Genomic DNA, 21529 nt, shown 5'->3' with positions numbered 1-21529 from the left:
ATTGTAACGATGGACCCAGTCTCGAAGCGTTTGACGGTCCATGCCGCAAGTCTCCGCCGCCGACTTGCGGTCCGCTCCCTCCAAAACCAGAGCGATCGCCAATATGCGGCGGGCAGCATCGCCATCCGAGGTCCGCGACGCCGCTCCGCGGAGATCCTTCACCGTCAAATCCCTTCGAGTTATCGCGACAACCATGGCTCCCTCCTTCTGCCTCAAGGAAGGGAATCACAATCCGAACCGCTTGGGAATCTCCGAGCCGCCCCCAACGAGTCATAATCAAGGGCCTTTGGTATCAGAGGTTTAGAGCATGTTGCGTGAATCACATGTCACGCAACATGCTCTAGCCTCGAAGGCACTCGACAATCTATATATACACTGTGTCCTCGAACATCCGGAAGAGGCACCTTGGCCTGACGGGTACTCACGAGGACAGAAATCGTCTGACCGCCTGCTCAACGCCCCGCACTTCCGCAAGTCCTTTGAGCCGACCGATGGCGGGATAGCCCGGCGTGGATGCCCGGCGCAAGTCATCCAAAATCTGATGTCCATGGTCCGGGCGGAAAGGAATGGCCCGGTTCAACCGTCGCTCCACTTTCACCAGAGCCTCGACGATGGAGACAATATCCAGATCGCCATCCAGATGCGCCGCCTCATGGAAGCTCATCTGGTTCTCCTCCCGACGCGTGGACCGCACGTGGACGAAGTGAATCCGCTCGGCGAAACGCTCGATCATTTTCACGATGTCGTTATCAGCCCGCACGCCATAGGATCCCGTGCACAGGGTAAAGCCGTTGGTCGCACCATCGGTCATGGCGGAGATGGTGGCCATATCCTCAAGTGTCGAGACAATGCGCGGCAGACCAAACAGGGGCCGTGGGGGGTCGTCTGGATGGATCGCCAGCAGCGTGCCCACCTCCTCGGCGACGGGTGCGACAATACGGAGGAAGTCCCGCAAACGATCCCGCAAAATGTCCGCGTCCACACCGTCATAGGCGGCCAACCGCTCGCGGAAGGCCGCCAAGGTGTAGCTTTCCTCAGCCCCCGGCAAGCCCGCGATAATCGTCCGTGTAAGCGCTTCCTTCTCCGCTTCGCTCATGGCGTCGAAGACGGCCCGGGCCTCTGCGATCGTCTCCGGCGTATGCTCCGCCTCAGCGCCCGGCCGTTGCAGGATGAACAGGTCGAAGGCAACGTAGCGTGTGTGATCGAAGCGAAGACACCGCGCCCCGTCGGGTAGCTCATAGGTCAGATCCGTGCGGGTCCAGTCCAGCGCTGGCATGAAGTTGTAGCAGATCACATGGATACCGCATGCGGCCAAGTTCCGCACGGTCTGGGCCCAGGCCTCCGCATGGACGCGCCAGCCCGGAGCGGCCGTCTTGATATCCTCATGGACCGGAATGCTCTCCACCACGTCCCAGCTCAGGCCCGCAGCCTCAATCGCCGCCTTGCGTGCGGCAATGGCCTCGACCGGCCAGACCGTGCCATTGGGTAGGTCATGCAGCGCCGTGACAACGCCCGTTGCTCCGGCTTGCCGGATATCCCTGAGGGATACCGGATCCTGCGGTCCAAACCAACGCCACGTCTGTTTCATCGTCCTATCGCCTTTCAATGTCACGCAAACCACGGAACCCATCACGCGACTTCGGGTCAGCCGGTCCGCGCGATCACCGGATCTGTGTGAAAGAGGTACCCATCGAACTCCGGATCATCCACGTCGGACAGTTCGAGAAGGGTTTGCCGCACGTTCTCGAGGTGCCGCCACATCGCATCGCGGGCCTGCACCGGGTCCCGGCATTGGAGAGCCGTCAAAATGGCCTGGTGATCGTCCAGCCAGCGGGTGCGGTAGCCCCGGTCGAAGATGCGCTCGTGCAGCCGCGCCCACATGGGACTCAACTCACGCTTACGCCAAAGCTGATCGAGCATGTCCACCAACACGGCATTCTGCGAGGCTTCGGCGATCAAACGATGGAACAACTCATCACCCGAATAATCGTCGGAGTCGGCTTCGATGGCCTTGCGTTCCATGTCCAGGGCCTCGCGCATCCGCAGCACGTCGGCCTTGGTGACCATCGTGGCAGCGAAGGCCGCAATGCTGCTTTCCAGAATTTGACGGGCCTGGAGCAATTCGAACGGGCCAATGTCTCCCCGGGGCTGACTGGCGCCCGGTTCCGGTGTCCGGGCAACATAGAGACCCGACCCCTTGCGCACATCGACCAGCCCCTCGACCTCCAACATGATCACCGCTTCGCGCACAATGGAGCGGCTGACCTCCAAATCCGCTGAAATCTGGCGTTCGGTCCACAGGCGGTCACCGACACGGTAGCCCCCTTCGAGGATGGCCTTCCTCAGATCCTCCGCCACATCCTGATAGCGCCGTTTCCCCCTGCCGCTGTTCATTCCCGCCGCCCCTTTTCCGGGCTGGCCGCACGCTCCGCGTAATAGGCCGCAAGAACGTGAAACGCCGCCTTTTTCGTGGACTTATCTGCGCCGATTAGTCCCTTCCGATTGTAACCGCGCTGAAACACGTTCTGCCGTCGCTCCACCCGGAAGTCATAGAGAATCCAGGGCGACATGCCCTTGACGTAGTCAAGATGCCGCAGCGTATCGATCTGCTTTTCATACACCTCGCGCATGTAGTCCTCGCTGAACAACCCCCGACTGGGTCCCTCCGGCCCGATGCCTCCCCCAATGGCCCCATCGGCCCCCGTTTCGGAGATGAGGACGGGCTTGTCCGGCCTGGAGTTGCGACCGATCTCCCCGAGATCCTCGAAATTCTCCTCGTACCACCCGTAATATTCGTTCAGGCCAATCACATCGATATGTGCGGCTAGGCGGTCCTCAATACATTTGCGCGCGTGGTTGACAAGACAGGCCGCGGAGGTCAGCCGCGTGGGATCGACCCGCTTGGCCGTTTCCGCGAGACCGCGCATGAAGGCGAGGCGCGCATCCGTATCGGGGTTTTCATTGCCCACGGACCAGATGATGACGCTCGCCCGATTGCGGTCGCGGCGGATCAGTTCCAGCAGTTGGTTTTCCGCATCCCGATAGGTCTCCGGGTTGTCGAAGGCGATGGCCCAATAGACGGGGATCTCCTCCCACAACAGGAACCCCAGTTCGTCGGCCAGTTGGGCGGCGCGTTCGTGGTGGGGATAATGGGCAAGGCGCAGGTAGTTGCAGTTCAATTCACGGGCATGGGCAAACCGGCGGCGCAGATCCTCTTCGCTGGTCACCTTGCCGGTCACCGCGTCGTCCTCGTGGACGGAGATGCCCCGCAGGAAGAGCGGCGCACCGTTCAGGAGAAGATCCGTTCCCTCGCGCTCGATCCGGCGGAACCCCACCCGATCCGTGACAAGATCCCCACCTGCGCTCAGTCGCAGGTCATAGAGCTTGGGATTGTCCGGCGACCAGAGCGTCGGTGCGGCGTCGAAAACAAGCTCCCCCTTCCCGTCCCCATCCAGCGGAATGGTTTGGTCGATCCCCAGCTCTGCAATCTCCAGGCGGGCCTCGGCGGCGGGTCCGTTGACCTCCACCTCGGCGCGGATCCGATTGAAGCCGGGTCCCTCTGCCAGGGAAACGAACAGGTCCCGGATCACCGTCACCGGCGTCTCATACAACGACACCTCGCGATAGATCCCACCGTAGTTGAACCAATCGGTGTTTCGCATGGGAACGCGGGTCAGGCTGCGGGTATTGTTGACCATCAGCATGAGCCAGTTGCGGCCGGTCTGCAGAGGGCCGGTCAACTCGGCGAAAAAGGGGGTCGACCCGCCCAGGTGGTTGCCGATGAATTGGCCGTTCAGGAAAACCTTGCAGTCGTATTGGGCTGCGCCAACCCGCAGGAAATAGCGGCGATCCGTCGCCACGGTCTCCATGTCCAGGGCACGGGTGTACCAGGCACTGCCTTCGAAGAAGTACCATTTTTCCTTGACCATGGCCCAGCAGGAGGGAACCGGCGTGGTCTCTCCGACATAGGGATCGTAATCCCAGGGCTCCGTCCGCTCGTCCGCCGCCAGGGGCTCCATGGTGAACCACTTTTGGCGCAGCCCCGTGTCGAGCAGGTCAACGCAGAAATTCCAGGAGCCATCCAGGGAGCGGGCCTGCCGCCCCCCGGTGAAGATCATGGTCCGGTGGTTGAGGGATTGGGTGTTGAACGGGACATCATAGTCCTCGTCATGGAGCGCCTGGAGGGCGTTTTCCGCCAATTCGGATCGTTCAAGCACGGTGGACCTCTCTTTTCCTGACCCTGAAAGCTGCCCCACCGAAGGGAGAGCGGGGCGGCCGTCACGTATACGTCGTTTCCTCGAACATCCGGAAAACCTGCTTCGCAGTTTCTGGGCTCTGCCCAGACCCGCAAAGGGTCGCGGACCCTTTGATCCCAAAGGGGGTCCGGGGCCTCGGGCCCCGGTTGGGGGGCGGGGCAAAGCCCCGCGTTTTTCAGTTTTTCAAGGAGACAGAGTATAATGTTACTCGTCGAGTGCCTTGATCCGCTTGATCAGATCGGCGACCCGCGGTGACTTGGCCGCAGCTTCCTCATGCATGGGCAGAACCGCCTCGACGAAGGGCCCCTTGTCGACTTCGATGAACTTCACGCCCAGCTCTTTCTTGGCCTGCTCGATGCCCAAGGCTTCCTGCTCGTTCCAGAGCTTCCGGGCGTAATCCATGGACTCCCGCCCCGCCTGCATGAGTGCCTTCTGTTCCTCCTCGGACAGGGAGTCCCAGGTCTGGGTCGAGATCATGACCACCGAGGGAATCATCGTGTGCTGGTCGTTGGAATAGACCTTGGCAACCTCGCCATGGCGAGAGGTGGTCAGAGCCAGCGGATTGTTCTCCGCTCCGTCGACCACACCAAGCTGGAGAGCGCTATACAGTTCGCCATAGGCGATCGGGGTGGGAATCCCGCCCAGAAGCTCGACCATGCGGATGGCGGAGGGGCTGGGCTGCACGCGGATTTTCATTCCCTTCAGATCGGCCGGAGATTTGATTTCCTTGTTGGCGTAGAAGGACCTTGCGCCTTCCACATAGAAGGCCACGCCAATGAACCCCTTGTCCTTCGACGAAGCGAGAATATCAGCGCCAATATCACCACTGAGCACGTCGTAGTAGTGTTGTTCATTCTTGAAGATATACGGCAGATTGAGAGCGCTGTAGGACTCCTCGAAGGCCTCCAACTCGCTGGCGTTGGACCGCGCCATGTCCAGAAGACCGTTCTGGACCATCTCCATCGACTCGCGCTGGGTCCCCAACTGGGCGTTGGCATAGACGCGGATCTTCAAATCACCGTTCGTGAGTTCCTCAAGGCGCTTCCCCATGAACACCGCAGCCTTATGAACCGGGTGATCTTCCGGGTTGTTGTGATTGAGCCGCAGCGTTCGCGCCTCGGCGATCCCTCCCGTCGCCAACAGGGCCGCTCCAACCAACGCACTAAGGCAATGGCGCAGTTTCATATCCGTTTCCTCCGTCTTTTCAGATGCTTTTCACGACCGGCACCCGACCTGCCCCTCCGCCTGGTCATCAAGCGCGGTGGTGTTGACTGAGCAATCGGATTTCACGGCGGCCTTAAGGGTTGGCCAGTCTGGCCATGTAGTCAACCAGTTTCGCAAAATTGGTTGACCAATTTGCCGTTTGGGGGAAGGGTATGGGCAAGGGGGGGCGCGTGCCCCATCCAACAAACCAATCAAGAGACCTGAAACGCTCCCCATGGGACAGCCAGGTCCGGGAGGCGAAAGATGCCAAGGCACCCCTGGCCAAGATGGTCATGGACCCGTTCCGTATGGGCAAACGGGAGGACTCCATGAAACGGATGACCGCCGTCGTTGACGCCGTCCTTGGGACGTTGATTGTCCTGGATTTCGTCCTTCTGATCGCCTGCGTCTTCTGGCAGGTCTTTTCCCGCTTCGCCATCGGGGCGCCAACCACCGTCACCGATGAGTTGGCGCGGTTTCTTTTCATTTGGGCAGCCCTGTTCGGGGGCGCCTACACCTATGGCCGGGGGCGCCACCTCGCCATTGATTTCCTGACGGGGTTCCTGACCGGGGTCCGGGTCAAGATCCTCCATGCCGCTGTCGTGCTGGCCATCGCCGCCTTTGCGGTCCTGGTGATGATGTACGGCGGCCAGCAATTGATGATGAAGACTCTGGCCTCGGGTCAGGTCTCCCCCGTTCTACGCTTGCCCATGGGGTATGTTTACGGCGCCATACCGCTCTCCGGCGCGCTCATCGTCTTTTACTGCCTGGGGTTCCTGATCGACATCCTGGGGTCCAAGGCCCCCCCTAAAGACGGAGACACAGACGCGGGAACATCCCCCGCCTCTCCCGCGGACACCCTGGCTGCCAAAGGGGAGCGGACCTGATGGAACTGCAAAGCGCTCTGGTCCTGTTCGGGACATTTGGCCTGCTCATGGCCTTTGGGGTGCCCATCGCCTTTGCCATCGGCATCGGCGCTACGGTCACCTTCATGACCTTTATGCCCTTCGACAAGGCAGTTTTCATCACCGCCCAGCAGATGGCGTCGGGCCTGGACAGCTTCACGTTGCTGGCCATCCCCTTTTTCATTCTGGCTGGCAATATCATGAACCGGGGCGGCATCGCCCTGCGTCTGATCGAATTCGCCAAATTGTTGGGAGGACGCCTGCCCGGTGCCCTGGCCCATTGCAACATCCTGGCGAACATGATGTTCGGGGCGATCTCGGGATCCGCCGTGGCTTCGGCGGCGGCGGTTGGTGGCGTTATGGCGCCCTTGCAGAAGAAGGATGGCTACGATCCCAACTTCTCCGCCGCCGTCAATATCACCTCCTGTCCCACGGGTCTGCTGATCCCCCCCAGCACCACCTTCATCGTCTTCTCCCTGATCACCAACGGCACGTCGGTTGCGGCCCTGTTCGTGGCGGGTTATCTGCCCGGCATCCTCATGGGTCTGGGGCTGATGATCGCTGCGGGCGTCATGGCGAAGAAGCGGGGGTATCCCGTGGCCGATCGCCCCAGTTGGCCAGAGGTGCGCCGCAAGACCCTGGACGCCATGCTTCCCCTGGGCCTGATTGTCATCATCATGGGGGGGATCATCGGCGGCATCTTCACCGCCACCGAGGCCTCCGCCGCCGCCGTCCTGTACACCCTGTTCCTGGCCCTGGTCTGGTACCGGGAGATTTCCCTGAAAGACCTGCCGGGGATCATCCTGGAATCCGCCGTCACCACCTCCATCGTGCTGCTGATGATCGGCTGCTCCATTGCCATGTCCAAGGCCATGGCCTTCGCCGACATTCCCTACACCATCTCGGACATCCTGCTGTCGCTTTCCGAAAACCCCCTTGTGTTGCTGCTGATCATCAATCTCCTGCTGCTCCTGGTCGGCGCTTTCATGGACATGACCCCGGCACTGCTGATCTTCACGCCGATCTTCCTTCCGGTGGTGACCGATCTGGGGATGGATCCGGTGCATTTCGGCGTGATGATGACCCTTAATCTGTGTATCGGCATCTGTACCCCGCCCGTGGGATCGGCCCTGTTCATCGGCTGCTCGGTGGGCAAGACCTCGATCAACGAGGTCCTGAAACCCATGCTGCCGTTCTATGCCGTCCTCATCGTCCTGCTCATGGTCGTCACCTACGTTCCGGACATCAGCCTCTTCCTGCCCCGCCTGCTCCTCGGCTACGGACTCTGATCATGAAGACTCTCAAAACCTGGACACTGGCCCGGGTCCTCGACAATGGCCTGGAGTTCCGCGTCGAAGACCGGCATCTCTTCACCATCCTTGTCCTCGAAGACGCACTGATCCGCGTGCATCTGCGCAAGGACGGCGCCTTCCGCCTCGACCGGACCTGGAGCATCGCGCCCGATGGGGATGTCCCCTGGAGCGGCCGCCCCCGCGAGAGCCTGGACGGTTTCGCTCTGCCCTCCTTCTCCCTGGAACAGGAGGCCGACCGGATCACCCTGACGACGCAAACCCTGCGGGTCACCATCACCCAGCCCCTGGCCCTGTCCTGGGAGGCACGGGGAGCCGACGGTCTCTTCCGCCCGATCGCCCAGGATCGGCCCACGGGGGCCTATATGCTCGGTGTTCGGGACCATGCCCATGCGCACTTTCTGCTGCGCCACCCCGGGGAACGGGTTTATGGCCTGGGCGAAAAGGCCGGTCCGCTGGAGCGCACCGGTCAACGCTATGAGATGCGCGATCTGGACGCCATGGGTTACGATGCACGGACCACCGACCCCTTGTACAAACATATCCCCTTCACCCTGACGCGGACGGAGGGCGCGGGGACGGTCGGGCTGTTCCATGACAACCTCGCCACCTGTTGGTACGACCTGGGCAACGAGCTGGACAACTACCACAAGCCCTTCCGCGCCTACCGCGCCGAAGACGGGGATCTGGATTATTACCTGAGTTGGGCCCCCAGCCTGCTGGAGGTCGTCAAAACCCAGGAGCGTCTGACCGGCGGCACCGCCTTCCCGCCCCTTTGGAGCCTGGGCTATTCCGGTTCGACCATGCTGTATACCGATGCCCCCGACGCCCAAGCCCGGCTGGAGGGTTTCCTTCGCCTGATCGACGAACACGACATTCCCTGCGACAGTTTCCAAATGTCCTCGGGTTACACCTCGATCGGCGCCAAACGCTATGTGTTCAACTGGAACCACGACAAGGTTCCCGACCCCAAGGGCATGGCCCACACCTTCGCCGAGGCCGGTGTTCATCTGGCGGCCAACATCAAGCCCTGCCTGCTCCAGGACCACCCCCGCTATGACGAGGCGGCCAAGGCCGGTCTTTTCGTGCGAGAGGCCGAGACCGGCGCCCCGGAACGCTCCGCCTTCTGGGACGACGAGGGATCCCACCTGGATTTCACCAACCCCGATACGGTCGCCTGGTGGCGCGCCAATGTCACCGAGAAACTGTTGGATCTGGGGATCGGCTCCACCTGGAACGACAACAACGAATATGAAATCTGGGACTCCACCGCCCTCTGCCAGGGGTTCGGCAAGCCGGTGGAGATTGGTCTCATCCGTCCGCTGATGCCCGTCCTGATGACCCGGGCCTCCCACGAGGCCCAGGTGACCCATGCCCCAAACAAGCGGCCCTACCTCATCTCCCGCTCGGGCTCACCGGGCCTCCAGCGCTATGCCCAGACCTGGTCCGGAGACAACCGCACCTCCTGGGAGACCCTGCGCTATAACATCCGCATGGGCCTGGGCATGTCCCTCTCGGGTCTGTTCAATGTCGGCCATGACGTGGGCGGCTTCGCCGGGCCGCGTCCCGAGCCGGAACTCTTTGTCCGCTGGGTCCAGAATGGCATCTTCCATCCGCGTTTCACCATCCATTCCTGGAACGACGATGGCACGGTCAACGAACCCTGGATGTTTCCAGAGGTCACACCACTGATCCGGGACGCCATCCACCTGCGCTACCGGTTCATTCCCTACCTGTACTCGGTCCTCCACCGCTGTGTGACCGAGCGCGAGCCCATGCTCCGCCCAACCTTCCTCGACCACGAGGCGGACCCCCGTTGCTTCGAAGAAACCGATGATTTCCTGATCGGTCGGGACCTTCTGGTCGCCAATGTGGTGGAACCGGGCGCCGTGACACGGTCGGTCACCCTCCCTCAAAACGACACGGGCTGGTGGGATATCGGTGAGGGCCGTTGGCACCCTGGCGGAGAGGGGCTGTCTCTCACCGTCGACCTGTCGAGCATCCCCCTCTTCGCCCGGGGCGGGGCGGTCTTGCCCCTCGCCGAGGGATTGACCCGAGCCGACGCCAGCAAGGACACCAACCGGATCTGGGCGGTCTTCCCGCCCCCTCCGGGTCAGGTTGGAGAAAGCCGCGAGTACTCAGACGACGGCCTGTCCGCCAACGCCTTGGCCGAAAACCACAGGCTGACCCGCTTCACTCTGCGCGGAGAGACCGAGACCATCTCCCTCTCCTGGACCGCCGAGGGGTCCCATCGCCCGGCCCATGACCGGATCACGATCCTGTTGCCCCAGAGCGAGACAAGGCGACTGGCCGTCAATGGCTCGGACGTCCGCTCCGGGGAGAGCATCGCCCTCTTTCCGTGACATCGCTTGAGAGTGAATCGGCCAATAAATGCCTGGGGTCTGGGGCCTTACGGCCCCAGTGGGGAGCGGGGCAAAGCTCCGCATTTTTCGCGTCTTCAAGGAGACCGAATATCTATAAGTTTTTGAGCATCCTCCAGGATCATGTCCGCGCCCTTTTCCGCAATCATGAAGACTGCGGCCTGGGTATTGCCCGAAACCATGGCGGGCATGACCGAGGCATCCACCACGCGTAGCCCTCGGATCCCGTGGACCAGCAAACGGGGATCAACCACGGCGTTCGGATCGACGCCCATGCGGCAGGTGCCTGCGGCATGGTAAATGGTTTGCCCCGTTTCCCGGGCGAAGCGAAGCCAGTCCGCATCCTCCTGGCAGCCCGGGCCGGGGCTCATCTCCCGCCGCCGATAGGCATCCATGGGCGCCTGCTCCAGGATGGTCCGGCCTAGGCGCATCCCCGCCACCATGCAGCGGCGGTCTTCCTCCAGGTCCAGAAAGTTAGGCCGAATGGCCGGCTGGTCGAAAGGATCGGGGGACCGCGCATGAATCGTCCCACGGGATTTGGGGCGAAGCTGGGTCACCCCCAGGGTCATCCCCGGTTTCCGTTCCAGCTTGCGTTCCGCAGCGTTGGCGTAGCTGGCATGCATGAAGAAATACTGGATATCTGGCCCCTCCAGTCCATCCCGGGTCCGTGCAAAGCCATGGGCCAGCCCCGTGCCGAAGGTCAGAACACCCCTGCGTTGGGTCAGATAACGCAGAACATTGCCGACAAGGCGGAGACCCCGGGTTTCTTCGTTCAAGGTAACAGGCTGGCTCACCCGCCAATTCAAGCGCGTGCAAAAGTGGTCCACATAGTTGGTCCCCACACCGGGTAGGGCATGGCGGACATCAACACCGATCGCCCCCAGCACCGCCGGATCTCCGATGCCGGACAGCTCCAACACCTGGGGAGACTGGATGGCGCCTACGGCCAGGATGACTTCCCCTTGGGCGGTGTAGGAAACCCGACGCCCCCCCTTTACGGCGGAAACACCTGTCACCCGAGACCCATCGAAGGTCAGTCCCGTAGCATGGACGCCCGTTTCCACCCGCAAATTGGGCCGGTTTCGTGCCGGAGCCAGGTAGGCGGCTGCGGCACTGACCCGCTGACCATTGTGTTGGTTGACCTGATAGAAGCCAACGCCGTCCTGGGACGGGCCGTTATAATCGGAGGTGCGGGGGATACCTGCCGCTTCTGCCGCATCCAGGAAGGCCTCGGCGATGGCTGGACGTTCCACGACTTCGTTGATCGGCATGGGACCCGCGTCGCCCCGGAGCGCCTGGGTGACCGGCCCCCTATAGTGCTCGACCCGTCGAAAGATCGGCGCCACGTCCTGGAAACTCCACCCCGGGCAACCGGATTGGGCCCAGGCGTCATAATCCTGGGGTTGGCCCTGGACCCAGATCATGCCGTTGATCAGGGTGGATCCCCCAAGCCCCTTGCCCCGGGGAATGGCAATTTCCCGGTTGCCGGTACCGGGTTCCGGATCGGTCTTGAACTGCCAATTGTAGCGGGGGTTGGTGAGGAGCTTGTAGAACCCTGCGGGAATGGTGATCCAAGGATTACGGCCCTCGCCCCCGGCCTCTAAAAGAAGGACGCGGTACCGGCCGCTGGCAGTCAACCGATTGGCGAGCACACAGCCCGCTGTCCCTCCGCCAACAATAATGTAATCGTGGGTTTGGTCCGCTTTGGTGTCCATGGCTTGCTCCCGCATTCCCGGTAATGGATCAGTCGGTGAGCCGCAAATGGCGGGCCATCAGCGTGATTTGGGACTGAAGCATGGGTAACCCCGGTTGAAGCCGACAGCCCCTGGCCTCCGCCGCCTTGAGCAACGGTGTCATGGACGGCGCCATGATCGCCTCGGCCACCACTTGAGCGGCGTGGAGTTGGTCCAGGTCCAAGGCCGCCCCCTCCCCGTCAGCCATGCCCACCGAGGTCCCGTTGACCACCAAGTCCTGGTTGGCCACGGCCGCAGCATCGGTGGAGAGCCGCAGATCCGGATAGGACCGGGCGATGCGTTCGGCCAGGTCTTCGGCCTTGGCTTTGGTTCTGTTGCCAATGGTCAAACTGGCCACGCCCGCCCCGGCCAGGGCAAAAGCGATGGCACTGGCCGCCCCTCCGGCGCCCGCCAGATAGGCTCGCATGCCCTTGGGATCGATCCCCGCGTCCTTCAGTCCCTCGACAAAGCCAATGCCGTCGAGAATGGTGCCCACCAATCGCCCATCCGGATCCCGACGGATGCAATTCACGGCCCCCACTCTCGCGGCCTCGTCGGTGACCGTATCACAAAGATCGACGATGGCCGTTTTGTGGGGGACGGTGACGATGATACCGCCACAGTTCTCCAGGTGCCGCAGGCCCTGACAAAAGGCGTCCAAGCCGTTGGGCTGGACGTGGAAGGGCACCAACACGCCATCGATCCCCCTCTCACGAAGGAAGGCGTTGAAGACTTGGGGCGTTTTGACGTGATGAATGGGGTCGGCGGCGATCCCGAATAGACGGGTGGTACCGGTGATCTCGGTGGTCATGACATCACTTCCTTGAAGGGCTCCGTGTCGGCGAGCGAGAAACTGTATAGAGGACGGCGGTGGGAAACATCGCGACGCAATCGAAACACCCGCTCAGGTCATGCCGAGACCGCCGGCCACATCTATGGTCTGGCCAGTGACGAAGCTGGATTCCGGACTGGTCAACCACAGGGCCACGTCGGCCACCTCCTCGGGCTGGCCCAGGCGGCCCATGGGAGTCATACGCACCTGCTCGGCGTTCACTTCCGGTGCCACACCGCGCACCATCGGCGTTTCGATCCGTCCAGGAGCCATGGCATTGACCCGGATACCATGGGGACCGAGTTCTCCCGCCAGATGCTTGGTGAACCCGATGATAGCCGCCTTGGTGGCGGCGTAATGGCTGGCCACTATGGGAAAATAGGTCTGCCCGGCAATGGAGGACATGTTGACGATCCAGCCCCGCCGGGCCTCAACCATAGACGGTACCAAGGCCCGCACGGTGTTGAAGGCCCCCGTCAGGTTCACATCCACCACCCGGCGCCATTCGCCGGGATCCAGCTCCCAAATCCTGTGGGCAACTCCGTCGTGTTTGGGAGAGATGCCCGCGTTGTTGATCACCGTGTCGAAAGCCCCTCCCATTGCGCTGGCCGCATTGGTCAGGGCCGCCTCAAGGGCATCGTAATCACTCACGTCGACGGTCAAGGGCACAGCCGTTCCTCGGCCCAGGGCCATGATTTCAGCATGAACCCGACTCACGTCGTCGGGCTTCATGTCGGCAACACCGACGCTGGCCCCCCGCGCGGCAAAGCCCAAGGCGATGGAGCGACCGATGCCGTTGGCTGCGCCGGTCACCAGGACCCGGCGGCGCAGGTGGCTGTCCCGGTTTTTCAGGATGTTGGGAATATTGTCCCGTTCACTCATGATCTCAGATCCCCAAATAGGCTTGGCGGATGTGGTCGTTGGTCAACAGCGCGTCGGCCCTGTCGCTCAGAACCACTTCGCCATTTTCCAGGACGTATCCGCGATGGGCGGCCTTCAAGGTATGGAAGACATTCTGCTCGACGATCAGCACCGTCGCCCCCGTGGCCTTGATGCGCGCGATCACATCGAAGACCTGGGAGACGATGATGGGCGCCAGACCCAAGGAGGGTTCGTCGAACATCAGAAGTTTGGGTTTGGCCATCATGCCCCGGGCGATGGCCACCATCTGCTGCTCGCCACCGGACAGGGAGGAGGCCTGCTGCTCCGACCGCTCCCGCACCCGGGGAAAAAGATCCAGAACCTCCTCCAGGGTTTGCTTCTGGCTGGCCCGGGCACCCTTGCGATAGGCGCCCATCAGGAGGTTTTCCCGCACGGTCATATCAGGAAAAAGCTGGCGCCCCTCGGGGATCAAGGTGATTCCCAGATCCACCACCTCGTGGGCTGCCAAGCCGGTGATATCCTCGCCCTCGAACAGGATGGCCCCCTTGGTGGGTTTGATCAGCCCGGCGATGGTCCGCAAGGTCGTGGTCTTGCCTGCCCCATTGCCGCCAACGATGGTGACCACTTCGCCCGCCTCAACGGTCAGCGAGACACCGTGAAGGATGGAGGTCGGCCCGTAGCCCGCGTCGATATCCCGCAGTTCAAGCATGGGCGAAGTCCTTTCCAAGATAGGCTTCCACCACTTCGGGATCGCGCACCACATCCTGGGGCTTGCCCTCGGCGATGATGGTGCCGGAGTTGAGCACAATGACCCGGTCGGACAGGGACATGACCGCCTGCATCACGTGCTCGATGGCGATGATGCTCACCCCCCTGTCCCGGATGGACAGCATCAGGTCGATGGCACGGCGCACATCGGTCTGGTTGATACCGGCCATGACCTCGTCGAGCAGCAGGATACGGGGCTCCATGGCCATGACCCGGGCCACCTCCAGACGTTTCAGCCCGCCAATGGTTAACCCCCGCGCCTCCGCCTGGAGATAGGGAGCCAGCCCCATGCGGTGGGCCGTCTCCCGGGCCGCCTCGCGGGCGTCGGATGGATCCTTGTGGCGGTGGAAGGCACCGACCATGATGTTTTCCTCAACGCTCATGGCGGCGAATGGCTGGACGATCTGGAACGTCCGGCCCAGGCCCAGGGCGGCGCAGTCCATGGGGGTCTCGGGGGCGATCCAGGCGCCCTTATCGTCCAGAACCGTGACACTGCCCCGGTCAGCCTTCAGAAATCCGGACAGCATGTTGAACAGCGTCGTCTTGCCCGCTCCGTTGGGACCGATCAAGCCGAGGATTTCCCCTTGATGCAGGGAGAAACTGACCTCGTTTGTCACATGCAGGCCGCCGAAATACTTGTCCAATCCCTCGACACGCATAATGGCGTCACCGATCGGCGGTGGCTCGGACGCCCGGGGCATGGCAACCACGGCCTCGGCCTGACTGGAGGGGACGTTCGTCTTGCCCTGCGTGACACGCTGGACAAGGCCCATGACCCCGTTGGGCATGAACAGGGCCGCCAGCACCAAGACGACGCCATAGACGAAACCGTGTAAGCCCAAACCATGTGCCCCCAAGGCGCCCCGAGCCAGTTCGGTCACGGGCACCAGAAGCAGCGCGCCCAACAGGGGTCCCACCACCGTTCCAATGCCACCGATCAGGGCAAACATGGCAATCTGGATGGACATGGTCAGCGAAAAGGCGGAGGCGGGCTCAATAAAGGTGAGGTACATGGCGTGGAAGGTGCCAACCATGGCTGTCAATGCGGCGGAGGTGGCTACGGCGATCAACCGCACCTTCACCGTTGCCACACCTGCGGCCTTGGCTGCGGATTCCCGTTCGCGGGTTGCCACCAATTGGAACCCCAGCCGACGGTGGCGGATCATCCAGGCCACGGCCAGGCAGAGCAGCAACAGACCAAAGGCGATGATCAAGGCCGGCAGACGCTCGCGGAAGACCATCCAGGCCCAACCCATTTTCAGCTGGATCATCAAGCCCGTCGCCCCCCCGGTCAGATCCCGGAAATGCAAGGTGAGGACCCGGAAGACCTCGAGCATGGCGATGGTTGCCAGGGCGAAGAAGGGGCCGTGCAGCTTGAAACAGGGGTAACTGATCGCCACGGCCACCACCACGGCCACCGCGGCGCCAACAAACATGCCGATCCAGGGGCTGATGCCATGTCCCATGAGAATGACGCCCACATAGGAGCCGATCCCGTAAAAGATCATATGCCCCAGGGACAACTGCCCGGCGAAGCCACCGACGATGTTCCAGGCCGTCGACAAGGCCCCAAAGACGCAGATGGTGATGAAAACGTGATAGATGAACTCATCCCCGATCACGACAGGGGTGAGGAACAAAGCCGCCAGCAGGGCCACCAACGCCAGGGACGTTTTGGGGATTGGGAATTTCATCATGGCGACACATGCGACAGGGTCGTGTGGGAGCCGAACAGTCCCGACGGTTTCAGAATGAGGATGAGCAGGAACACACCGAAGACGACGGCCTCACGCAGGTCGGAGCCGATGTAAAAGCCCGACAAGGAGTCAATCAATCCGATAATCATCGCCCCCAGAAAGGCGCCGGTAATGGATCCCAACCCGCCCAGCACCACGACCACGAAGGCCGTCAGGACGAAGTAGGTGCCAATGGTGGGCGATGTGGGGTAAAGGGGCGCGACCAGGGTCGAGGCCACACCGACGCAAGCTGCACCGATACCGAAGGTCAGGATGTACATCCACTGGACATTGATGCCCATGAGTTGAGCCGCTGCCCGGTTCTGCGAGACCGCCCGAATGGCCCGGCCCGTGCGCGTGTGGTTCAGCATCATATGGAGAACGAACACCAAAACCCCAGCCGCCACCATAATCCAGAGCTGCCCCGCAAGGATCCGCACGGGCCCCAACTCGATGGCAGACCGCAGGCCACTGGCAGGCGTATTGGCGATATCAGCTCCGAAAATCATCAAGGCGAGATTGATCAGCGCCGTGGACAGGCCAACAGTGGCAAAGATCTGGACATGGTCGTCCTTGGCCGCCAGCAATGGCTGGATGATGAACCGTTGGGTCAAGGCGCCAAAGACGAACAGCGCCGGGGCAACCGCGACCACAGTGAGATAGGGGTGCACCCCCCAGCCGACGGTCAGCAGATAGGTTAAATACATGCCCAGCATCAGGAATTCGCCGTGGGCAAAGTTGATGACCTTGACGATTCCAAAGATCAAGGTCAGCCCGATGGCGACGATGGTGAACAGCCCACCGAGCATCACCCCGTTGACCACCACTTGCAAAAAAGTGTCCATGGCGTCCCGCTCTCCAAAAGAAAGGGGAGGCAGAGGAGCTGGCAGTGCTGCCCCCCTGCCTCCCGCGATGGTTATTTCGCGAAACGCATCTCGGCCACGGCCGCAGCGTCAGGGTAGACGGTGACCAACTTTCCGTCCTGCCACTGCATTCCCATCATGAAGGCCCGCTCATTCTGGTTGTTCTCACCGAATTCAATGCCATATCCCGTGGCTGTCTCTCCCACCGGCAAGTCCACGGTCTTGGCTGCCTTAATGATGGCTTCCGCATCGAAGCCCTGCCCCTTGTCGATGGCATGCAGCAGGGCCAAGGCACCCACGTAGTTGTTCAGGGAGTGACCCGAACGGGGTTCCTCGCCGTATTTCGCCTTATAGGTTTCGACAAACTGTTCCAGACCCGGGGTGAAGGTGGTGTTCACGGCGTACTGGGTGAAGTCCGCGTCGAAAACACCGTCGATCACATCCTTGCCCACGGCCTCGGCCGTCGGAAGCATGGAGTATCCGCCGCCGCCGCCAATGATGGCGCCGGGCTTGAAACCGGCTTCATGGGCCTGCTGGAGAAACAGAACGGAGTCATTCTGATAGGAGGTCTGAAGAACGACATCCACGCCCTTCTGCTTCAGGTCCAGAACCAGAGAGGACATGTCCACGGTGGAGGCCGGATAGCCCTGGACGGAGACGATGTTCAGTCCGGCCTTCTCGCCATAGGCCTTTTCGTGACCGGCAACGGACGTGCCATAGGCGCTATCTTCGTGGATGATACCGATCTTCAGATCGGTCGGTGCCTTGCCCAAACCGAAAGCCACCTTGTCGACAATCATGTCAACGATGGTCTTTCCCATATCTTCTGCGGTGGGGTTGGTGCGGAACAGATGGGAGAGTCCCCGTCCGGTCACCTCGTCGGCCACCGCACCCAATTCGAAATAGGGAATGCCAGCCAATTCCGCCACCTGACTGGCGGCGATGGAGCGGGAGGAGGAATAGGTGCCAAAAATCGCCTTGACGCCCTCCAGGGAGATCAACCGCCTGGCCTCGCCAATGGCTTGGTTGTTATCCACGGCGTCGCCGCGCACGAGCACCACCTGTTCGCCCTGCACGCCGCCTGCGGCGTTGATCTCATCGACGGCGATCTCCAGGCCCCGGGCGCTTTCTTCGCCCAACAGGGCCAACTGGCCGCTGAAAGGATACAGGGCTCCGAACTTCACATCCGCCATGGCCTGGGATGCAAGCACGGACAGGGCCACTGCAGTGGTTGCCAAAAGAGTCTTGAACGACATGAACATCCTCCCAATGAAAACTTTGATTTCTTCGTTTTTTTAGAACATTTCATTAGAATGCTCCGAGATCAAGTTGGTCTATTTCTTGGACTGACTTGATTTTGACGGCACTCTAAAGTCTATTTATACTCTGTCTCCTTCAAAGTCCGAAAAACGCGGGGCTTTGCCCCGCCCCCCACCGGGGCCTGAGGCCCCGGACCCCCATTTGTTTTTTACCAATGGGATCAAAGGGTCCGTGACCCCTTGCAGATCTGAGCAGGGCACAGAGTATAACGAGGGTGAAACCGGGCCAGCTTGCCTCAAGCTGATCCCGTTTCACTCTCGTAGGCGGCGGAAAACTCCGAGAACTCTCCAAAATCGTCATTCCCCCGTGCACAAGGCATTCTTGTCTGTGAAACGACGATGCACGTTTTGAACGATGGCCAGGAACAGGGCCGAAGAGATGAACTGGCCCCACGTCGCATTGGTCTGCTCAGATGCGGTCTCGGGACCAGACACCGGGAGGGACGAGGGAGATGAGGAGGAAGACATGGGAAAGGAGTCCTCGTTGTGCTTATTGGGGCGCCACCATCGTCAGGACGATCTTGCCCACATGGGCTCTGGCGTCCATACGGGCATGGGCCGAGGCCACCTCTTCCAGGGGGAATGTGGAGTCGATCAACGGACGGGCCTGGCCCTTGGCCAACAGGGGCACGACGTTTTCGGTGATCGCTTGGGCCAGGGCCGCCTTCATGGGCACCGGGCGGGCGCGCAGGGTCGAGCCCACCAAAGTCAATCGCTTGATCAGCAGAGGTTGCAGGTCCAGGTCCGCACGGCTCCCGTGCTGAAACGCGATCTGGGCGATACGCCCATCCACCGCACAGAGATCCAGATTCCGCTGGATATAGTCGCCGCCCACCATGTCGAGGATCACATCCGGTCCGGCACCCCCGGTCAACTCCTTGCCTCGGGTGACAAAATCCTCGCTCCGGTAGTCAATGGCGTGGTCGGCCCCCACCTTCAAGGCGGCGGCGCATTTCTCGGCAGATCCACAGGTGACGATGACCTTGGAGCCCAGGGCCTTGGCCAGAAGCGTCGCCGTTGTCCCGATGCCCGAGGTTCCGCCGTGGATCAGCACGGTCTCGCCGGGGGCGAGGCGGGCCCGTTGGAACAGATTACTCCAAACGGTGAAATAGGTCTCCGGCACGGCCGCCGCCTCCACCAGGGACATGCCATCGGGCACGGGAAGGCAAACCGGCGCGTCGACCACCGCCCAATCGGCATAGGCCCCACTGTGAACCAGAGCCATGACCCGGTCACCGGGAGAGAACGTCGAAACCTCCGCCCCCAGGGTTTCAACCACGCCGGCCAGTTCCAGGCCGAAGACATCAGACGCGCCCGGTGGAGGCGGATAATTGCCTTGACGCTGCATCACGTCGGGGCGGTTGATTCCCGCAGCATGAACCCGGATCACCATCTGGCCCGGACCCGGAGACGGGCGGGGGCGATTCACCACCCGCAGGACCTCTGGTCCCCCGGCACCCTCGGCGACAACGGCGCGCGTTTCTTCGATCATGCCAAGCATCCTTTCAATTCCTCCCTCGGGAAACGCATCACCTTGACCGCCTATTTGCCTCGGGCTAGCGTCACGGCCTCCTCGGCGTGATCGAGGGGTTTACGGTGTGTGATGAGGCGCAACAGAACCGCGCCTTTGGTATCCAGAAAGCGGAGAACCTCCGCGAAGGCGCGCACAGTGGTATCATGGGCGGCGCGCAGCTGTTTTTTCTCCCGCAGGAAGCGGGTCAGATCGAGGCCATAGGACTCAGTATGGATCCCCGACACCACCAGGATTCCCCCAGGCCGCAGCAACGGCAGGAACTGGGCAAGGGACGCGACCGCCCCAGCGCCCACGGAACGGACGGTTATGGCCTGGATCTTGCGCAAGGCAAGCATGTCACTGTCCTCCCATTTCCACCCTCCCAGGTGGAGCGACGCCGGTTCTGTCTGTTGTTGCCTCTTTGGGCTCCGGCGTCATATGTTATTTGTAATTACACTTTTCCAGTGACCAATACGCGATGTCAAGAACTATGAAGAAGATCAAAGAAAATCCAATAAAATCAGTTGATTGGGCCCAACCCATCGTGAAGGAGAACCTGAGCGACCGGGCCTATTCCGTTTTGAGAGATGCCCTTATGCGCGGGCAGTTGAAGCCCGGGGAGCAGATGCGTCTGCGCCCTATGTCGGCGCGTTTCGGGATCAGCCCCACGCCCATGCGCGAAGCCCTTTTAAGGCTGGTGTTTGAACGGGCGATGGTTCTGGACTCTCGGGGAACGGTGACGGTCCCCCGTTTGACACACGAACAGCTTCTGGAAATTCGCGCGATTCGCGTGGACCTGGAAGGTAATACCGCCGCTGCCGCCGCCAAGTTGGCGACCGAAGAGGAGATCGCCGATCTGGAAGCGATCCACGAACGGATCATGGCCTGCCACCAAGCGGGCACCTTCAGCGAAGCCATCGACCTGAATACGGAATTCCATCTGGCCCTCTGCCGCCTGGGTAATCTCCCCATCACCTATGATTTGGTAGCCGGACTCTGGGTGCGGTGCGGCCCCATTCTCTCCCACCTGTACGACGCGGGCGTGCCGGAAAACTGGGATCCCCATCCCCATACGCGTATCATCAACGCGCTGAGGAACAAGGACCCGGACGGCGCGCGGAAGGCTGTCCAGATCGATATAGAACAGGGGGGGAAGGGCTTGATCGACCATGTCCTCCAATCCTGACAGGGCACATGACAGTGTCTCGTCTTTTTTGGGCGATTGCCCAAGCCCATTTGGGGGCTAATGCCCCCAAACCCCCCTTTTTCTTCTATAAATAAGAGCCCGGGGTCCGCCCAACACTCTAAGCAGTCGCCATAACCATGGGTCAGACTCCCACGGGCTCGGGCAGGTCGTTCCGATAGGCGGCAAGGTCACCGTATTCCACGAACTCCAGGACATTGCCTTCAGGGTCTCGACCAAAGACCAGGAAGGTTCCGGGGCGGACCTCGATCACCTCGGATCCGGTCAGAATCTCCATGCCGTTGTCCAACAGATGGCGCAACAGAGCTTTCAGGTCATCGACGATGAAGGTGATATAGGCGGTGTTGAGCACATCGAGGATATGCTCGGTCTTTTCCGGGCCGGGCCGGGCGCTCTTGGAGGGTTCGAGCAGCTTGATCCGCTCGCCCCAGGGACTTTGCAGGCGGGTAACGCGATAGGCCGCGTTGGTCAGGGCCGTTCCCGCAGCTTTTTCCGTGGGAACTTCGATGACATTGATCTGGGTGAACCCCAGAACCTCCACATAAAAGGCCGCGAGGCTGTCCAGGTTGGCACAGCAGAGGCCGATTTCCATTGGGGCAACCATTTTCATTGAACTCTCTCCCT

The 21529-nt window shown here is 61.5% G+C and carries 19 protein-coding genes; 4 read left to right on the top strand and 15 right to left on the bottom strand.

Going from position 1 to position 21529, the window contains the following annotated elements:
* The 5 genes from ACLIRY_RS22345 to ACLIRY_RS22325 form a co-directional block, all read right to left on the bottom strand.
* A partial coding sequence (locus ACLIRY_RS22345; protein ID WP_413207641.1) for a helix-turn-helix domain-containing protein occupies nt 1-195 on the bottom strand: 195 nt, incomplete at its 3' end.
* 226 nt (nt 196-421) lie between these two features.
* On the bottom strand, nt 422-1588 hold the full coding sequence (gene uxuA / locus ACLIRY_RS22340) for a mannonate dehydratase (RefSeq protein ID WP_413207640.1): 1167 nt from the start codon (nt 1586-1588) through the stop codon (nt 422-424).
* Between the two features lie 56 nt (nt 1589-1644).
* A complete protein-coding gene (locus ACLIRY_RS22335; protein WP_413207639.1) occupies nt 1645-2394 on the bottom strand; it encodes an FCD domain-containing protein in 750 nt (249 codons plus the stop codon).
* Entirely contained in the window at nt 2391-4217 is a 1827-nt protein-coding gene (locus ACLIRY_RS22330) for a glycoside hydrolase family 2 protein (protein WP_413207638.1), read from the bottom strand. Before ACLIRY_RS22330 ends, ACLIRY_RS22335 begins: the two co-directional genes overlap by 4 nt.
* A gap of 243 nt (nt 4218-4460) precedes the next feature.
* Nucleotides 4461-5441, bottom strand: a complete 981-nt coding sequence (locus tag ACLIRY_RS22325; protein WP_413207637.1) for a TRAP transporter substrate-binding protein — start codon at nt 5439-5441, stop codon at nt 4461-4463.
* Between the two features lie 209 nt (nt 5442-5650).
* Between ACLIRY_RS22325 and ACLIRY_RS22320 the strand changes: the two genes are divergently transcribed.
* From ACLIRY_RS22320 to ACLIRY_RS22310, 3 genes are read left to right on the top strand one after another with little or no spacing between them, the layout of a single operon-like run.
* Complete coding sequence (locus ACLIRY_RS22320; protein ID WP_413207636.1) at nt 5651-6346, top strand: TRAP transporter small permease; 696 nt, start codon at nt 5651-5653, stop codon at nt 6344-6346.
* The gene (locus ACLIRY_RS22315) at nt 6346-7653 is read left to right on the top strand and encodes a TRAP transporter large permease (protein ID WP_413207635.1); all 1308 of its coding nucleotides are present in this window, start codon (nt 6346-6348) and stop codon (nt 7651-7653) included. Before ACLIRY_RS22320 ends, ACLIRY_RS22315 begins: the two co-directional genes overlap by 1 nt.
* A 2-nt stretch (nt 7654-7655) precedes the next feature.
* A complete protein-coding gene (locus ACLIRY_RS22310; protein WP_413207634.1) occupies nt 7656-10037 on the top strand; it encodes a TIM-barrel domain-containing protein in 2382 nt (793 codons plus the stop codon).
* A gap of 95 nt (nt 10038-10132) precedes the next feature.
* Here ACLIRY_RS22310 and ACLIRY_RS22305 read toward each other — a convergent pair whose 3' ends face one another.
* The 9 genes from ACLIRY_RS22305 to ACLIRY_RS22265 all read right to left on the bottom strand — a co-directional run bounded on the left by ACLIRY_RS22305 (nt 10133) and on the right by ACLIRY_RS22265 (nt 20057).
* The gene (locus tag ACLIRY_RS22305; RefSeq protein ID WP_413207633.1) at nt 10133-11770 is read right to left on the bottom strand and encodes a GMC family oxidoreductase; all 1638 of its coding nucleotides are present in this window, start codon (nt 11768-11770) and stop codon (nt 10133-10135) included.
* A gap of 28 nt (nt 11771-11798) precedes the next feature.
* The gene (locus ACLIRY_RS22300) at nt 11799-12599 is read right to left on the bottom strand and encodes a shikimate dehydrogenase family protein (RefSeq protein ID WP_413207632.1); all 801 of its coding nucleotides are present in this window, start codon (nt 12597-12599) and stop codon (nt 11799-11801) included.
* Nucleotides 12600-12692: 93 nt separating this feature from the next.
* Nucleotides 12693-13502, bottom strand: a complete 810-nt coding sequence (gene fabG / locus ACLIRY_RS22295; protein WP_413207631.1) for a 3-oxoacyl-ACP reductase FabG — start codon at nt 13500-13502, stop codon at nt 12693-12695.
* A gap of 4 nt (nt 13503-13506) precedes the next feature.
* Nucleotides 13507-14211: an ABC transporter ATP-binding protein gene (locus ACLIRY_RS22290; protein ID WP_413207630.1), complete on the bottom strand. Its 705-nt coding sequence runs from the start codon at nt 14209-14211 to the stop codon at nt 13507-13509.
* Entirely contained in the window at nt 14204-15967 is a 1764-nt protein-coding gene (locus ACLIRY_RS22285; protein WP_413207629.1) for a branched-chain amino acid ABC transporter ATP-binding protein/permease, read from the bottom strand. The genes ACLIRY_RS22290 and ACLIRY_RS22285 overlap by 8 nt, the downstream gene beginning before the upstream one ends.
* Nucleotides 15964-16851 (bottom strand): branched-chain amino acid ABC transporter permease, encoded by an 888-nt coding sequence (locus tag ACLIRY_RS22280; protein WP_413207628.1) that lies wholly within the window; start codon nt 16849-16851, stop codon nt 15964-15966. Before ACLIRY_RS22280 ends, ACLIRY_RS22285 begins: the two co-directional genes overlap by 4 nt.
* A gap of 71 nt (nt 16852-16922) precedes the next feature.
* Nucleotides 16923-18125, bottom strand: coding sequence for an ABC transporter substrate-binding protein (locus ACLIRY_RS22275; protein WP_413207627.1), 1203 nt, complete (start codon nt 18123-18125; stop codon nt 16923-16925).
* Between the two features lie 553 nt (nt 18126-18678).
* The gene (locus ACLIRY_RS22270; RefSeq protein WP_413207626.1) at nt 18679-19680 is read right to left on the bottom strand and encodes an NAD(P)H-quinone oxidoreductase; all 1002 of its coding nucleotides are present in this window, start codon (nt 19678-19680) and stop codon (nt 18679-18681) included.
* Nucleotides 19681-19730: 50 nt separating this feature from the next.
* Nucleotides 19731-20057, bottom strand: coding sequence for a hypothetical protein (locus ACLIRY_RS22265; protein ID WP_413207625.1), 327 nt, complete (start codon nt 20055-20057; stop codon nt 19731-19733).
* A gap of 188 nt (nt 20058-20245) precedes the next feature.
* On the opposite strand from ACLIRY_RS22265, the gene ACLIRY_RS22260 reads away from it, so the two are divergent.
* On the top strand, nt 20246-20887 hold the full coding sequence (locus ACLIRY_RS22260; RefSeq protein WP_413207624.1) for a GntR family transcriptional regulator: 642 nt from the start codon (nt 20246-20248) through the stop codon (nt 20885-20887).
* A gap of 142 nt (nt 20888-21029) precedes the next feature.
* On the opposite strand, the gene ACLIRY_RS22255 is transcribed toward ACLIRY_RS22260, so the two are convergent.
* Nucleotides 21030-21515 (bottom strand): VOC family protein, encoded by a 486-nt coding sequence (locus ACLIRY_RS22255; RefSeq protein ID WP_413207623.1) that lies wholly within the window; start codon nt 21513-21515, stop codon nt 21030-21032.
* Nucleotides 21516-21529: the final 14 nt, after the last annotated feature.

It is taken from the genome of Rhodospirillum sp. A1_3_36 (genome assembly GCF_047263945.1).
In the GTDB taxonomy this organism is placed as follows: Bacteria; Pseudomonadota; Alphaproteobacteria; order Rhodospirillales; family Rhodospirillaceae; genus Rhodospirillum.
This window is presented reverse-complemented; position numbering and strand designations above follow the sequence as displayed.

Bases quoted from the DNA above. Each gene is read 5' to 3' on its own strand.
- ACLIRY_RS22310 (WP_413207634.1), top strand. From the start codon at position 7,656: ATGAAGACTCTCAAAACCTGGACACTGGCCCGGGTCCTCGACAATGGC.
- ACLIRY_RS22290 (WP_413207630.1), bottom strand. From the start codon at position 14,211: ATGCTTGAACTGCGGGATATCGACGCGGGCTACGGGCCGACCTCCATC.
- ACLIRY_RS22305 (WP_413207633.1), bottom strand. From the start codon at position 11,770: ATGGACACCAAAGCGGACCAAACCCACGATTACATTATTGTTGGCGGA.
- ACLIRY_RS22335 (WP_413207639.1), bottom strand. From the start codon at position 2,394: ATGAACAGCGGCAGGGGGAAACGGCGCTATCAGGATGTGGCGGAGGAT.
- ACLIRY_RS22315 (WP_413207635.1), top strand. From the start codon at position 6,346: ATGGAACTGCAAAGCGCTCTGGTCCTGTTCGGGACATTTGGCCTGCTC.
- ACLIRY_RS22255 (WP_413207623.1), bottom strand. From the start codon at position 21,515: ATGAAAATGGTTGCCCCAATGGAAATCGGCCTCTGCTGTGCCAACCTG.
- fabG (WP_413207631.1), bottom strand. From the start codon at position 13,502: ATGAGTGAACGGGACAATATTCCCAACATCCTGAAAAACCGGGACAGC.
- ACLIRY_RS22325 (WP_413207637.1), bottom strand. From the start codon at position 5,441: ATGAAACTGCGCCATTGCCTTAGTGCGTTGGTTGGAGCGGCCCTGTTG.
- ACLIRY_RS22300 (WP_413207632.1), bottom strand. From the start codon at position 12,599: ATGACCACCGAGATCACCGGTACCACCCGTCTATTCGGGATCGCCGCC.
- ACLIRY_RS22270 (WP_413207626.1), bottom strand. From the start codon at position 19,680: ATGATCGAAGAAACGCGCGCCGTTGTCGCCGAGGGTGCCGGGGGACCA.
- ACLIRY_RS22275 (WP_413207627.1), bottom strand. From the start codon at position 18,125: ATGTCGTTCAAGACTCTTTTGGCAACCACTGCAGTGGCCCTGTCCGTG.
- ACLIRY_RS22265 (WP_413207625.1), bottom strand. From the start codon at position 20,057: ATGCTTGCCTTGCGCAAGATCCAGGCCATAACCGTCCGTTCCGTGGGC.
- uxuA (WP_413207640.1), bottom strand. From the start codon at position 1,588: ATGAAACAGACGTGGCGTTGGTTTGGACCGCAGGATCCGGTATCCCTC.
- ACLIRY_RS22285 (WP_413207629.1), bottom strand. From the start codon at position 15,967: ATGATGAAATTCCCAATCCCCAAAACGTCCCTGGCGTTGGTGGCCCTG.
- ACLIRY_RS22280 (WP_413207628.1), bottom strand. From the start codon at position 16,851: ATGGACACTTTTTTGCAAGTGGTGGTCAACGGGGTGATGCTCGGTGGG.